This window comes from Martelella lutilitoris (assembly GCF_016598595.1).
GTDB lineage: Bacteria > Pseudomonadota > Alphaproteobacteria > Rhizobiales > Rhizobiaceae > Martelella > Martelella lutilitoris_A.
Genome location: NZ_CP066786.1, coordinates 4,094,555 through 4,108,480 on the forward strand (window position 1 = coordinate 4,094,555; position 13,926 = coordinate 4,108,480).

13 protein-coding genes are annotated in these 13,926 nt (G+C 60.7%); 10 read left to right on the top strand and 3 right to left on the bottom strand.

The window, feature by feature from the left end:
- Positions 1-9 precede the first annotated feature (9 nt).
- Entirely contained in the window at positions 10-606 is a 597-nt protein-coding gene (locus JET14_RS19345) for a TetR/AcrR family transcriptional regulator (RefSeq protein ID WP_200335719.1), read from the bottom strand.
- 401 nt (positions 607-1,007) lie between these two features.
- Positions 1,008-1,973: a LysR family transcriptional regulator gene (locus JET14_RS19350; RefSeq protein WP_200335720.1), complete on the bottom strand. Its 966-nt coding sequence runs from the start codon at positions 1,971-1,973 to the stop codon at positions 1,008-1,010.
- Positions 1,974-2,078: 105 nt separating this feature from the next.
- On the opposite strand from JET14_RS19350, the gene JET14_RS19355 reads away from it, so the two are divergent.
- The 3 genes from JET14_RS19355 (at position 2,079) to JET14_RS19365 (ending at position 4,683) form a co-directional block, all read left to right on the top strand.
- Positions 2,079-3,734: a glutaredoxin domain-containing protein gene (locus tag JET14_RS19355; RefSeq protein WP_200335721.1), complete on the top strand. Its 1,656-nt coding sequence runs from the start codon at positions 2,079-2,081 to the stop codon at positions 3,732-3,734.
- Between the two features lie 172 nt (positions 3,735-3,906).
- On the top strand, positions 3,907-4,380 hold the full coding sequence (locus tag JET14_RS19360; protein WP_200335723.1) for a hypothetical protein: 474 nt from the start codon (positions 3,907-3,909) through the stop codon (positions 4,378-4,380).
- A 141-nt stretch (positions 4,381-4,521) separates the two neighbouring features.
- Positions 4,522-4,683: a hypothetical protein gene (locus JET14_RS19365; RefSeq protein ID WP_200335731.1), complete on the top strand. Its 162-nt coding sequence runs from the start codon at positions 4,522-4,524 to the stop codon at positions 4,681-4,683.
- A 381-nt stretch (positions 4,684-5,064) separates the two neighbouring features.
- On the opposite strand, the gene JET14_RS19370 is transcribed toward JET14_RS19365, so the two are convergent.
- On the bottom strand, positions 5,065-6,093 hold the full coding sequence (locus JET14_RS19370; protein WP_036238347.1) for a LacI family DNA-binding transcriptional regulator: 1,029 nt from the start codon (positions 6,091-6,093) through the stop codon (positions 5,065-5,067).
- A 207-nt stretch (positions 6,094-6,300) separates the two neighbouring features.
- On the opposite strand from JET14_RS19370, the gene JET14_RS19375 reads away from it, so the two are divergent.
- From JET14_RS19375 to JET14_RS19405, 7 genes are all read left to right on the top strand, one after another.
- The gene (locus JET14_RS19375) at positions 6,301-7,287 is read left to right on the top strand and encodes an ABC transporter permease (protein WP_200335733.1); all 987 of its coding nucleotides are present in this window, start codon (positions 6,301-6,303) and stop codon (positions 7,285-7,287) included.
- Positions 7,288-7,478: 191 nt separating this feature from the next.
- Entirely contained in the window at positions 7,479-8,453 is a 975-nt protein-coding gene (locus JET14_RS19380) for a substrate-binding domain-containing protein (RefSeq protein WP_371260704.1), read from the top strand.
- A 103-nt stretch (positions 8,454-8,556) separates the two neighbouring features.
- Positions 8,557-10,101: a sugar ABC transporter ATP-binding protein gene (locus tag JET14_RS19385; protein WP_200335735.1), complete on the top strand. Its 1,545-nt coding sequence runs from the start codon at positions 8,557-8,559 to the stop codon at positions 10,099-10,101.
- Positions 10,098-11,135 carry an ABC transporter permease gene (locus tag JET14_RS19390; protein WP_200335737.1) on the top strand — a complete coding sequence of 346 codons (1,038 nt, stop codon included), beginning with the start codon at positions 10,098-10,100 and terminating at the stop codon, positions 11,133-11,135. Before JET14_RS19385 ends, JET14_RS19390 begins: the two co-directional genes overlap by 4 nt.
- A 28-nt stretch (positions 11,136-11,163) precedes the next feature.
- The gene (locus JET14_RS19395; RefSeq protein ID WP_200335739.1) at positions 11,164-12,162 is read left to right on the top strand and encodes a dihydroxyacetone kinase subunit DhaK; all 999 of its coding nucleotides are present in this window, start codon (positions 11,164-11,166) and stop codon (positions 12,160-12,162) included.
- Between the two features lie 11 nt (positions 12,163-12,173).
- Positions 12,174-12,812, top strand: coding sequence for a dihydroxyacetone kinase subunit L (locus tag JET14_RS19400; RefSeq protein WP_200335741.1), 639 nt, complete (start codon positions 12,174-12,176; stop codon positions 12,810-12,812).
- 84 nt (positions 12,813-12,896) lie between these two features.
- Positions 12,897-13,781 carry an NAD(P)-dependent oxidoreductase gene (locus tag JET14_RS19405; RefSeq protein ID WP_200335743.1) on the top strand — a complete coding sequence of 295 codons (885 nt, stop codon included), beginning with the start codon at positions 12,897-12,899 and terminating at the stop codon, positions 13,779-13,781.
- The last annotated feature ends 145 nt before the right edge of the window (positions 13,782-13,926 follow it).

Consider the following 13,926-nt stretch of genomic DNA (forward strand, 5'->3'; position numbering starts at 1 on the left):
CGCCCCTGCTTATGTACTGAATGGTACATTGTATGATTGTTCTCCGTCGGAAGAAGCGGGCGGCAGGGCGCCGTTCAGGAACATTTTGACCGTGTCTGCCGCCGAGCGCGCGTTGAGCGTCGCGAAGCTGTTGAGCGCGATGCCGATATGATTGTTGACCAGGCCGAGAAAGGAGGCCGCCAGAAGCCTGTGCCGCCCTGTCAACCCGCCACCGGAGGCTTGCTCATGGGCACGGAAACAGGCGTCGAACACCTCGAAATGGCGCTGGTGGTGCTGCTCGGCCGCCTGCCGCGCCTCGCTTTCCACCGGGGCGAACCAGAGCGTCAGGTAAAAGCGGTAGAGCGAGGGCTCCTCACGGGCGAAACCGAATGTCGTTTCCGCGAGCGCAGTGAGCGCACGGTCGAACGGCGCAACCATACAGGCACGCTCCAGCGCCTCATGCAAGGGGGCCAGACGCTCCTTCAGCAAGGTTTCGAGAAGGCCGAGCTTGGACCCGAAATAATGATAGAGCGTGGGCTTCCCCACGCCGGCATCATTGCAGATCTGTTGAACGCCAACGCCTTCATAGCCATAGGCGGAAAAGAGACGAAGGGCATGTTCGAGCAATATGGCTCTCGTGGGGGTCGCATGTATCATGTCTTGACATATACCGTTCGGTATACACTTGGTCAAGATATGCTCTTCCCCTGAGAACGGTGTTTGGCTTCAAAAGAATGGTAACGTTCGATGCAAAGCGGGACGCGGCGGCGCATATTTGCGCAGAACGTGATGTGAGGCAGCATCCGGCGTTTTCTGTCTTTGTCAGTTGACCGACCGGGCATGCGGTATCGGAACATCCGGCCTGGAGGCAATCAACCCCACGAAGCCGTAAATCAAGCGGCCAGCGATCACCGTTGGGTCGCGACTTGTCCTAGGCTTCACGCAACGTCCTGACGCGTTCGGCGACCCCGAACCCGTCCCCGTGACCCATCGGTTCCGGCAGGGTATCCGGTCGAGACAGGACCTGTTCAAGATATTCTTGTGGTTTTTGAAGCCATCGAGATTCGTTCCGTCGTGAAGTCGTAGGCGCTGGCGACGTCCTTGATTTCCATCACGTGAGAAACAAGCAGATCCAGAAAGGCCCGGACCGCCGGTACGTTCGACCTTTTTGGCGGCAGCGCTGCAAAGAGTTCCATTTGCGGCCCGATGAAATCCGGCAGCGCCCGGACAAGGGCGCCGGCGCGAGCCAATGGCTCAGCGTACAACATCGGCAGAAGCGCGACCCCGGAGCCGGCGCTCAGGATGCCGAGAGCGACAGTCGGTTCACTCACAGTCATCAACGGCTCGCTCGTGAGGTATACGACCTCACCCTTCGAGCCGGTCATTCTCCATTCGTGGGGAAACTCATCAATGGCGATGTCGATCCGGCCAAGGCCCTCTACAGCACTCGGATCGGAAAGATCAACCTCAGCGCCGCGCGTGCGGAAGGTGTAGAGCGCGAGCGGCGAGGCAACAATTTTCTTCGCCACAAGATAAGGCTCGTTCGGCCGCCCGACGCGGATCACGACATCCAGTTCCTCGGCAACCGGATCCGGTCCGCCGCTCGTGACACGCAGGCTGGCCTTTACCGCCGGATACTGTTCCGTCAGCCTGGCAAGCACCGGCGCCAGCAGTTTCTGGCCCGAAAGGGCGCTGCCTGCGATGCGCAAGCGTCCGCTCGGCTCCCCCTGACCGAGGCGCACGGCTTCCTCCGCCGTCGAAAGGAGCGATAGCGCATCCTCGGCGGCAGGCAGGAGGCTCTCGCCGAGCGGAGTCATGCGCAAGCCCCGGCCGATACGATCGAAGAGAGGAGCGCCCGCGGCGTTCTCCAGCCGTTGCAGTGCGCGAGACAGGGTTGCCTTGGGCACCCCGAACCGGCGCGAGGCGGGGCTTAATCCGCCAGCGCTCGCGATCAGGCCGAATCCATGAAGATCGTTCAGGTCAAAATTATTCATGTCACCGTTCCGTTTTCCGAACGTTTTGTTCAAAAATGATCGGTTTTCGCGCTGAATGTCCAGTGCCAATATATGTTCAACCCGAACAAACGAACGGAGCCCGATATGGCCGAGAAGCTGCAACTCTTCACCAAACCCGATTGCCGGTTCTGCGTCGCGGCCAAGGAGACGCTGTCACGCGCCGGCCTCGGATTTGGCGAGCATGACGTGAGCGCCTCGCCGCGGACCGCCAATCTCAGCGTCTACCTGTCCGGTGTATCGACAGTGCCGCAGGCCTTCGCCGGCGAGATGCATATCAACGGTTCGCAGGATCTTGTCGCGCTTAACGCCGCCGGACGACTTGTGCCGCTCGTTGCCGCAGCGACCGCCGCGATCGACACGGATCACCTCTCTGACGAAACCATCGCGCATGGCGCGGAGGATATCGTGCTCAAAGACTATATTCCCGAAAGCGACGGAACGCGTTCGGATGATCCCGAGCAGTGGGCCATTCTGCGTTTCTATAAGGATTTTTTCGGTTTCTGGCCGAACTGTTTTTACTTCCAGCATCATTGGCCGGAGAGTTATAAGCTCTTCGTCTATGCCCATAATGTCGGCGCCATCGGGATGGGGCAGAAAATCCTGGGCGAACCGGTGATGATGGCAACCGGCTTTTCCACGTCCGAGGCGTCGGGATGCAACTATTGCCAGGTCCACATGACGTCGGCGGCGGGCGAGAAATCGCTCGGCATCCCGAAACTGATCGAAGCCGCCCGACAGGGACAGGCGCCGGAAGGTTCTCCGATCGGCCCATTCGAAGCGGCGCTTGCCGATCTCGCCGCAGCGTCGACGACCAACACGGTTAGCGACGAACTGCTGGCGCGGGTTCGGGCCAACGCCTCACGGAAGCGCATCTCGCACGAAGACGTCGAGGCTAATATCACCGGCACGGCAATGATCGCCTCGGCGTTCGGTTTCCTCAACACCTTCAACGATCTTACCGGTGTCGACATCGAAGCCCACTGGGCGCGACAGTCCGAGCAGAGCGCGGGCATCGAGGCCGGTCGTCACGGTGTGAGCGAGGCTCGCACAGCGACCAATCTCGACCACGACCTGCCCCAGGGCGGACCCTCTGTGGAAGCGATGGTCGCGAAATACGAGGCGATTGTCGGGGAGGCGGGCGGTGCGGAGGCATATGCCAGGCGGGAATTGGGGCTCCTGCCGGACTGGATGCACCTCTGGCCGGAGCACCTGCGCGCCCGCCACGCGGTCTTTTATGTCGAGATGATGCAGGACCGGCCCCATTCGCCGGTGCCATCCGAACTCAAGCATCTGATGGCGCGCGTCTCGGCCATTGCCAGAGGCCATGACTATCTCGCCGCAGTGGAGGGGCTGCTTGCCTGCAGGGCGGCCGGGAGCGATCAACGCGCGGTCGAGCGTGCCCGTCATTGTTTCGATGCGGCAAAGTCGCGCCCCGAGGGGCAGGCGCTCTTCACCGAAAAAGAGCGTGCCGCATTGACGGTGGCCTGGCTTTCAGGCCAGGCGCCGATCACCACGCCCAGGCGTTGCATTCAGCCCGCGATCGTCCACTGGACGCCGGTCGAGCTCATTCACCTTTTCACCGTCTGCGGCGTTGCGGGCCTCGTTCAGCGGTTCTCGGCTATTGCCAGGCCGAAGATCGAAGCCGAGGTCCGAGACTTTCTGGAGCAGCACGAATTGACCGCGGACACGCTCGCCCTGCGTTATCCTCTCCCCGAGGAGCGCCACGGGGCGGCGACCTGACGGAATGGATTGCCGGATGTCCGGGGGTTTCCGACATTCGACTGCGGCAACCTCAAGGACAAATGCCGGAACCGGACCGCCAGAGCTTTTACGCAGTAGCGGACGATGACCCGGTAGCCACTGCGTCTGAAATCGCTCCGGACGCAGCGTTAACCCGAAAAGGACTCTTTCCATGACCTCTTTGATCTCGTCGCTTGTCACGGTCTGCTTCGCCTTCGCATGCGGAATATTCCTGACGCTGTCCTATATCGAGAAGCCGGTCTGGGCGGTCATGCGCAATCCGATGACGCCGAACGTGTCGGACGAGACTGCGCGGTCGGTCCACGCGGCACTCAACCGCCTGATCCGGCTCTTGCCCCCGACCATGATGGCCACGATGGGTACGGGAACAGTGCTGCTCGCAGTACAGGCGTGGCAGCGCGATTTCGCCTGGGCGCCGTTCACGGTGCTGATCGTGCTGGCGCTTTGCCTGGGCTACATGCTGAGTCAGCTCTTCGGCCGCATCGAGGCGGTCAAGGACTACCCGTCCGACGGCGAGATCGAGATCGTACGCGAGGGCCTGAGCAAGCTGGCCGCGCTCCATCATGTCGGGTTGTTCTCCGCGGCACTCACTGTCTTGCTGCAGGTCGCACTCGTTCAGGCGTAATCACACAAGTCCAGCGCTTGCGGTGCCAATCCCGCCCGAAACGTCGTCCTTGCCGGAAAACGACCAACTTTGCGCAGCCCCAGGCGCTGAACGCCGCCATTTCTCCTCATTGCCTATCTTTGCGCTCCGCCCGAGGTGCGCGTGCCGTTCGGCGATATCGGCGTCGTTGAAGCTGCGTCCTATGACGGCGTGACCGTCGGACTTCGGGTCAATGAGAGTATTCACGCACCGCTTCTGTGCGTCGCCAACGTCTTCGACCTCGCTTCGGACGATCTGAGCCTGCCCGGAAACGTGAACGAGTGAAGCTGTGACCATGCGCCTCGAGCCTGCTCCGGTGCTCCAGGCGGCTCGGCGACTGAACGCCCCCGAGCCGCTGCCCGGACCCGACCACTTCCGCAACGGCGACATGCCCATCGAAGCCTTCCGGATATTATGCCCGGCCCGCGACGAGGTCGAATGCACCGCCCCCCAAAAGAATGCAGGGAGATCGCCCAGTATGAAGTCAGCAGCTTTCCCCCACAGTTTCCCTGTGGCGCGCGGCACGGATGGCATACGGCGCAATCTCTCCGGTGTTCGGGGGCGGATTGCCGCCGCCTGTGAATTTTCTCGGGCGTTTCCGGACATGCGGGCACAGCGGGACTTGCCCCCTTGCCCGGCGCGGAGGCGCCCGCTCCGGAAGCCGGCCTAGCCGCTGGAGCGGGCGACAAGGTCGGCGCCGACCAGCATCTTCACACACGGAAGGTCGGCAGCACCGTTGATGATGTCATCAAGCAAGGCAACGGCATGAAAGCCGATCTTGCGCTTGGATACGTCAATCGTCGTCAACGGCGGATCGCTGGTGGCACTCATCGGCAGATTGTCGAAACCGATCAGCGAAACATCCTGAGGAATACCGATACCGTTCTCCCGCAAAGCCCGGGCAAAGCCGAGCGCCATGATATCATTGGTGCAAAAATAGCATTCCGCCAGCTTGCCGCCGGACGCCAAATAATCAGACGCACCGCGATGGGCGCCCGTAAAGGTCGATTCAACGGAAATGATCAGCGAAGGATCAACCGCAAGACCTAGCCGCTCCATGTTGCGGAAATAGGCGTCATGCCGCAGTTTGAAGTTGGTCGTTCCAACATGGCTTGCGACAAAACCGACCCGTGAAAAGCCGCGCGACTTGAAGCGCTCCAGCACCTTGTAGACGGCGTCGATATTGTTCATGTTGACGAAATTCGCCTCAACGACGTCGTAAAAGGTATCGATAAACACGATCGGTGCCCCGACGCTTTGCAGCAAGCGGATGTCCTCTTCGCTCAGTTCCGTTCCAAGAGCGATAACGCCGCTGACGCCGGCGGCCCCGGCCACGGCTTCCGCAATCGAGGCAATGGTCTCGCCATCGTGGCTGGCAACCTCGAGCGCATAGCCTCTGCGCAGCGCCTCCTGCGACATGCCGTCGATATAATCGGAAATGAAATGGCTGTGGTCGCGGTTCACCGTCTGGCCGTGTTTGGCGATTTTCAGGAACCGCAATGTCTCCTTGACCTCGCTGGAACGGCTTCGGGAAGCGCGCGGTACGTATTTAAGGCGCGATACGGCTTCGAGAACCCGCACCCGCGTCGCTTCGGAAATCTCCCCCTTGCCGTTGAGCACAAGAGATACCGTCGCGGCTGACACCCCTGAGGCAGCTGCTATGTCGCGAATCGTGGGAATGGTCTTGGTTTTCATATTCTCAAAATTGCTGGTTGGCGCTCAGGTTGCAACCGTCTTGTCTTCGCGCATTTTGTTTAGTGAATTTTAGTTGGAAACTAGGCGTATTCCATGCCTTTGAGAAGACCAAATTGCGGCTTTTTCCCAAATTTAGCTCTTGATGGCACCTCATTCGTCTGCTAGCGTTTAGTAAAGTTATGGCGATTTAGTAAACGGGAGGTGCTAATGCGTCGGCTGGATGGTCAGTTGCTCGTGCTCGCGGTCATGAACCTGGCGCTGTTGGCAATCGGCGCCCTGATTTCGGGCGGCACCTTTCTCTCGCTTTTCAATCTGCAATCGATGGCGACACAGGTCCCCGAGATCGGCCTGCTGGCGATCGGCGTGGCGCTTGCCATGTGCGCGGGCAATGGCGGCATCGACCTGTCGGGTATCTCGCTTGCCAATCTCGCCGGCGTGGCTTCGGCAATCGTCGTGACGAGCTTTCTCGATCCCTATGATCAGCCGGTGATGTTCACCGCGACATTTGCGCTGATCGCCGTTGTCGTCGGCTGCCTTGGCGGGTTGATCAACGGGCTCCTGATCTCGTTTGTCGGCATTACGCCGATCCTTTGCACGCTCGGAACGCAAATGGCCTTCACCGGCCTGGCCGTGATCGTCTCGGGAGGGCGTGCGGTGACCGTCGGCAGCCCGGATCCGCTTTACAATATCGGCAATGGTTTCATCTTTGCCGTGCCAATCGGTTTCGTCATCTTCATCGCCGTCGCAACGGCGATCGGACTTGTCGTACGCTATACCCCTTATGGCAAGTGGCTGATGCTGGGCGGCTCGAACCTGAAGGCCGCCACCTTTGCCGGCTTTCCCAAGCGCGCGGTGATCACGACGACCTACACGCTGAGCGGTCTGCTCGCCGGTATTGCCGGGGTCATCATCGCCGCACGCAATGTCAATGTAAAATGGGACTACGGTACGTCGTATCTGCTGATCGCCATTCTCGTGGCAGTCATGGCGGGGGTCCGCCCTCAGGGCGGGTATGGACGCATCATCTGCGTCGTGCTGTCGGCGATCGCGTTGCAGCTCATGTCGAGCCTTCTGAATTTCGGCGGTTTTTCGAACTTCGTCCGGGATTTTGCCTGGGGCGCGTTGCTGCTCGCCTTCCTGATCGTCGGCCGCCACGACCTGGTCAGCTATCTGTTCCCGGGAGGTCGCCGCTAGTCGAAACGGGTTCGGGGCGCAAATCGTGCCGCCCCTGATCAAACGATGCAGGTTTCAGGAGCATCGCTGCACACTCACTGTTGAGCCGCTCCGGCCGTTCGCATTCCCTCGCGTGGACGGTCATGGAAACGGAGGGAAAATTGGAGGAAAGAATGAGAAAGCATTTCAAAACAGTCGCCGTCGCAACCCTTATGGCTGCAACCGCGCTCGCGGGCGCAACCGGCATGGCAGCTGCACAGGACGACAAACCCGTTATCGCCACCGTGTTCAAGATCAGCGGGATTCCGTGGTTTGATCGCATGAATACGGGTGTTGAGGAATATCAGTCCGAGCACCCGGAAGTCGTCGCCGAAGGCTACGGCCCGGCCACCGCCGACGCGGCGCAGCAGCTCCAGATCATTCAGGACCTGATCGCCAAGGGCGTCGACGCCCTGGCCGTCGTGCCGATGGACCCGGTCGTCATCGAAGGCACGCTGAAGCGGGCCATGGACCGCGGCGTTATCGTCGTCACCCACGAGGCCGACAACCAGCGCAATACCATGGTCGACATCGAGGCCTTCGACAACGACAGCTATGGCACCGCGCTCAATGAACGCCTTGCCGAATGCATGGGCGGCGAAGGCAAATGGACGACCTTTGTCGGCTCGCTGGGCAGCCGCACCCACATGCAGTGGGTGGGCGCCGGCGAGGAAAACGCCAAGAAATACCCCGGCATGGAGCTTGTCGATCCGAACAACGAATCCTTCGACGACGCCAATGGCACCTACGAGAAAGCCAAGGAAATTCTGCGCAAATATCCTGACATCAAGGGTTTCCAGACCTCCGCCGGCAACGACGTTCTCGGCGTCGGTCGCGCCATCGAGGAAGCCGGCCTTGCCGGCAAGGTATGCCTCGTCGGCACCGGCCTGCCCGCGCCATCCGCTCCCTATCTGGAATCCGGCGCCATCACGGCGATCGGCTTCTGGGACCCGATGAAGGCGGGCATGGCAATGAATGCCGCCGCTCAGAAGCTGCTGGCCGGCGAAGAAATCGTTGACGGCATGGATCTCGGCGTCGACGGCTATCACAGCATCACCGTCACCAAGGGCGCCGGCGACGGCCTTCTCGCCATCGGCAATGGCATGGTCCTTGCCGACAAGGACACATACAAGGACGTCTACTTCTGATCTGTTGACCTCCCGAGCAGGCCGGGGCGCTTTTCGAACGCCCCGGCCCAGCGAAGCCTGGCCGACTGCAGGCATCATGATCAATTGAAGAAGGAGCGCGAGCGTGTCAGGATCATCCTCGTCAGAAGAGCCTTTTCTGGAGCTGCGCGGCATTCACAAGCGCTACGGCGGCGTTCATGCCCTGCGCGGCGTCGACATGACGATCCGTCTTGGCGAAGCCTATCATCTTCTCGGCGAGAACGGCTGCGGCAAGAGCACGGTTATCAAGGTCATGTCCGGCGCGATCGCGCCGAGTGAAGGCGCGATCATCCTGGATGGCGAGAAGCACAATATGCTCACGCCAATCCGGTCTCTCAGCGCCGGCATCGAAACGGTCTATCAGGACCTGTCCCTCATTCCCAATCTGAGCGTGGCGGAAAATGTCGCCCTCAGCGAGCAGCTCGTGATGGGCGGCGGCCGGCTGGCACGCCTTTTCGATCGTTCGCGGCTGCGGGAAACCGCAATGCGCGCCCTCGAGGCCGTCGAATTACCGACCACCCGCGCCTTCCTGTCAACCGTCGTTTCGGACTTGCCGCTGGCGCAAAGGCAACTGGTCGCGATCGCCCGCGCCATTGCCACAAACGCCAAGCTGGTGATCATGGACGAACCGACGACATCGCTGACGCGACGCGAGGTCGAAAAGTTGATCACCGTGGTCAACAGACTGCGAAACGACAATATCGCCGTCCTGTTTGTGACCCACAAACTCGATGAATGTTACCGGATCGGCGGTCAGGCCATCATATTCCGCGACGGTGAATCCGTCGCCCAGGGGCCGCTGGAGAATTTTACGAAATCGCAAATTTCCGAGCTGATGACCGGGCGCGAGATCGAAGCGATCCGTTACCGATCGGCAAAACCGCAGCCGGATGAACTTCTGTCCACCGATCGCCTTTCGGGCAGAGGCTTCGAGAATGTCAATCTGTCACTTAGAAAGGGCGAGATTCTCGGCATTACCGGGCTGGCCGATTCTGGGCGCAACGAGCTGGCCATGGCAATCTCCGGCGTGCATCCGGCAACGGGCGGGACGCTGAGGCTTGACGGCGAAGAGCTTCATATACGCCGCCCGTCCGACTCCATCCGCCATGGCATCGGCTATGTCCCCGAGGACCGGCTCGATGAAGGATTGTTTCTGGAGAAGTCCATTCTCGACAACGAGATCGCTCTCGTGGTCGCGCGGCTTGCAAACAGGTTTGGCGTGATCGACAACCAGAAAGGACGCGCGCTTGCCGAGGACCTTTCCAGGCAGATGCGACTGAACACGAGTGATATCGACATGCCCGTCGGCTCACTGTCCGGAGGAAACCAGCAGAGGGTTCTCATCGGGCGCTGGCTTTCGATCCTGCCGAAGCTCCTGGTCCTGCACGGACCGACAGTGGGCGTCGATGTCGGATCGAAAGACACGATTTACCGCGCCATCCAGTCCCTGGCAGAGGCAGGCATGGGCTTGATTGTGGTCAGCGATGATCTGCCGGAACTCCTGCAGAACTGCGACCGCATCCTCGTCATGTTCGGCGGCAAGGTGGTCAAGAGTTACGCCGCCGAAGCCACCGACGAAGATATTCTCTACCGCACGATGACGGCACCCGAACTGGAGGTGGCGCGATGACATCCGTTGAAATCGAACGCAACAAAGCGCAGCAGAAGGTTGCAGAGGGCGGCTTCAGCTTCCGTCACTTCCTGAAGAACCATCCCGAACTGATCACGCTCACGCTGCTGGTGGCGATCTGCGCGATCGTCTCCGTGATCAATCCGAACTTTCTTCAGGCATCGTCACTGATCGATATCGGACGCGCCAGCGTCGTAATGGGACTGTTCGCGCTCGGCGTGTTCGTCATTCTCGCGGCCGGCGGCATCGATGTGTCCTTTACCGCGATTGCCGCCCTTTCCATGTATTCGGTCACGCTCTTCACCGTGAACCATTTTCCCGGCATGCCAATGCCGCTCATCGTGTTCATCGCCACCATCGGCGGCATGCTGCTCGGTTTCGTGAACGGGATACTGGCCTATCACCTGCGGGTCCCCTCGCTGATCATCACGATCGGAACGCAATACCTGTTTCGCGGCATCCTGCTCGCCTTCATCGGCACGGTCTGGATCATGGACCTGCCGCCGCAGATGATCGAGTTCGGTCGGGCGCCGCTGCTCCAGTTCACCAACGCCAACGGCGCGGTCATCACCCTCCCGATCTATTTCCTCGCCCTGCCCGCAGCCGCCGTTCTCACCTGGTGGATCCTCAACAGGACCCTGATGGGCCGCGCAATTTTCGCGATCGGCGGCAACAGCGCTATTGCCGAGAGGCTGGGCTACAATCTTAAAACCGTGCAGCTCTTTCTGTTCGGCTATGCCGGCGCGCTGGCTGGCCTGGCGGGGATCATTCATGTGTCCAGCAATCGCCTGGCCAATCCTTTCGACCTGGTCGGCAGCGAAATCAGCGTGATCGCCGCGGTCGTGCTCGGTGGCGCCCGCATCACGGGCGGCACCGGCACGGTGCTCGGAACGATCCTCGGCGTGTTGCTGGTCACCGTCTTGAACAATGTGCTCGTCATGGTCGGCATCCCCAGCACCTGGCAGCGTTTCGTCATCGGCTTCTTCATTCTTCTCGCCGCTGCGTTCTTCATGGCGCAACAGCGAAAATCGTAATGCCTATTTCTCAGGAAAGCGTAGTCCCATGAAAAAATTCATCAACAAACCGGAAAATGTCGTCGAGGAAATGCTGGAGGGGATCTACCTTGCTCATCCTGCCGTGACCTATGCCGCAAACGACAAGCACTGCCTGGTGACGGCAACGCCGAAGCCGGGCAAGGTCGGCATCGCCACCGGCGGCGGATCCGGTCACCTGCCGCTCTTCCTCGGATATGTGGGCGATGGCATGCTGGACGGATGCGCGGTCGGCGGCATATTCCAGTCCCCGAGCGCCGAGCAGATGCTCGAGGTCACGAAATATATCGATCAGGGCGCCGGCGTTCTTTATATCTACGGCAATTACACCGGCGATATCATCAATTTCGACATGGCGGCGGAACTTGCGGAATTCGAAGACATCCGCGTGACCTCGGTCGTCGGCAATGACGACGCGGCATCCTCCGTGATCGGGGAAGAGCACAAGCGGCGCGGCGTTGCCGGCATTTTCTTCGTCTACAAGGCCGCGGGCGCCGCGGCGGCAGAAGGCCTCGACCTCGACGAGGTCACCCGCATTGCCGAAAAGGCTCGCCTCAACACCCGTACGATGGGCGTCGCGCTCTCAAGCTGCATCGTGCCGGAAATCGGCCACCCGACATTCGAGATCGGCGAAACCGAAATGGAAATCGGGATGGGCATTCACGGCGAACCAGGCATCAGCCGCCGCGACCTCGAACCCGCCGACGACGTGGTCGACGCGCTGATGGAGCGTCTGTTTGCCGAGAACCTTTATGAAAGCGGCAATGTCGCCGTTCTGGTCAACGGTCTTGGCGGCACCCCCCGCGAGGAGCTCTACATCCTCTACCGTCGTGTCGCGCAGCGCCTGTCCGAACGCAACATAACGGCAAAGCACGTCTTCATCGGCGAATATGCAACCGCTATGGAAATGGCGGGGGCCTCGATCTCACTGACGAAGCTCGACGACGAGCTCGACCGGCTGATCGGCGCCGCTGCCAATACACCGTTTTTTACCCGCCTCAAGGGCTGACGGAGGTTATCATGGATCAGATCAACACCGAACACATGGTCGACGTCTTTGCCGGCCTCGCCGCCTTCTTTGCGAACAAGCGCGACTTTCTGATCGCGCTCGACGGCAAGGTGGGCGACAGCGATCTGGGGCTGACGATGAGCAAAGCCTTCGCCGCCGCCCATGAAGCCGTCGCCGCCGAAACCGAACCCGCCATCGCCACCTATCTGAAGGACGCCGGCATGGCGATGGCCAAGGCGGCACCTTCGACAATGGGGACATTGATGGCCACCGGCTTTCTGCGCGCCAGCAAGGCGCTGGACGGCGTGGACGCCATCGGCACTGCGGAAATGGCCGCCTTCTGGCGCGCCTACAGCGACGGCGTCGCCCAGCGCGGCAAGGCCAAGGTGGGCGACAAGACGGTGCTCGATGTGCTGGAGCCCATCGCCTCGAGCCTTGAAACCTCAGCCGCGCAGGATTTAGCCCTGCCACAAGCGATGACCAAAGCCGTCGAGGCCGCGAGCGATGCTCTGGAAAACACCAAGACCATGGTCGCGCAGCACGGCAAGGCCGCCGCCTTCCAGGAGAAGTCGAAGGGCCTGCAGGATGCCGGCGCGACTGTCGGCCTGTTCATCATCCAGTCGATGACGGCAACAGTCCACGCAGGCTGAAAATACCGCAAGCTTCGACCCGCCATTGAACCCGGGCTCCAATCGCCGCGTCCGGACAGACACCCCGTTTTGAAGGAGGACGCGATGAAAATTGCCTATATCGGGCTCGGAACCATGGGCCAGGGGATGGTCCACAATCTCCTCAAAGCCAGCCACGAGATCAGGGTCTGGAACCGCACCACCTTCGATCTGCCCGAGACGCTTGCTGGCGCAGTGCGAAAGAGCACCATCGCGGAGGCCATAACGGGTTGCGAGTTCGTCATGGTCTGCCTGACGGGACCGGACGCCCAGAAAGCCGTTTATTTTGGCGACGACGGCATCGTCGCCAATATTGCCGGGGGCACCATGGTCGCAGATGCAACCACTACAGATCCCGAACTGACGCGATCGATTGCAACTGCGATAGCTGAACGCAATGCCGCCTACCTTGATACGCCGGTTTTCGGAAGCAAGGGTGAAGCCTGGGCCGGAAAGCTCGATTTCGTCTGTGGCGGCGACCGAAACGCGTTTGATCGTCTGGCCCCGGTCCTGGAACCGCTCGCGGCGACCGTTCACCATATGGGACCGCCCGGCAGCGGCGCGATGATGAAGCTCGTCGGCAATCTGCTGGTGGCGGCCCAAATGGAGTCGCTCGGAGAAGCCCTGTCGCTCGCCCGCAAGGCCGGGCTTAATGGCGATGCCGTCATGGGCGTCTTCGACGTGACGGACTACAGTTCTCTTCTGATCCGCAATGTCGGACGAGCAACTCTTGCCGGCGATTATGCGCCAAGCTTTTATCTGCGCCACATGCTTAAGGACACCCGCCTGGTTCGGGCCTTTGCCTGCAGTCAGGATGTTCCGGTACCGGTAACGACCCTGATCGGCGAGCTCTATGCCGCGGCCAACAACAAGGGCCTCGGCGACCTCAATGCATCCGCCATTCACGAAATGCTGTTCGAACTCTCCGGGCTGCAAAAAAGCAGCGATTAACCGTGCCTTTGCGACACCAAGCTTGGGCGAAGCCATACCCACCCGCGTCAGAACCTTGCTAAACTTCGTCGCGCCACGACTGCGTATCGTGAACCATCAAGTGACAGGTTTCGCGAGAAGTGACCGTACTGCAGGACCTCGCTAT

Excerpts from the sequence above, each read along its gene's own strand:
- JET14_RS19405 (WP_200335743.1), top strand. The coding sequence starts at position 12,897 with ATGAAAATTGCCTATATCGGGCTCGGAACCATGGGCCAGGGGATGGTC.
- JET14_RS19375 (WP_200335733.1), top strand. The coding sequence starts at position 6,301 with ATGCGTCGGCTGGATGGTCAGTTGCTCGTGCTCGCGGTCATGAACCTG.
- JET14_RS19355 (WP_200335721.1), top strand. The coding sequence starts at position 2,079 with ATGGCCGAGAAGCTGCAACTCTTCACCAAACCCGATTGCCGGTTCTGC.
- JET14_RS19360 (WP_200335723.1), top strand. The coding sequence starts at position 3,907 with ATGACCTCTTTGATCTCGTCGCTTGTCACGGTCTGCTTCGCCTTCGCA.
- JET14_RS19380 (WP_371260704.1), top strand. The coding sequence starts at position 7,479 with ATGGCTGCAACCGCGCTCGCGGGCGCAACCGGCATGGCAGCTGCACAG.
- JET14_RS19400 (WP_200335741.1), top strand. The coding sequence starts at position 12,174 with ATGGATCAGATCAACACCGAACACATGGTCGACGTCTTTGCCGGCCTC.
- JET14_RS19350 (WP_200335720.1), bottom strand. The coding sequence starts at position 1,973 with ATGAATAATTTTGACCTGAACGATCTTCATGGATTCGGCCTGATCGCG.
- JET14_RS19395 (WP_200335739.1), top strand. The coding sequence starts at position 11,164 with ATGAAAAAATTCATCAACAAACCGGAAAATGTCGTCGAGGAAATGCTG.
- JET14_RS19370 (WP_036238347.1), bottom strand. The coding sequence starts at position 6,093 with ATGAAAACCAAGACCATTCCCACGATTCGCGACATAGCAGCTGCCTCA.
- JET14_RS19390 (WP_200335737.1), top strand. The coding sequence starts at position 10,098 with ATGACATCCGTTGAAATCGAACGCAACAAAGCGCAGCAGAAGGTTGCA.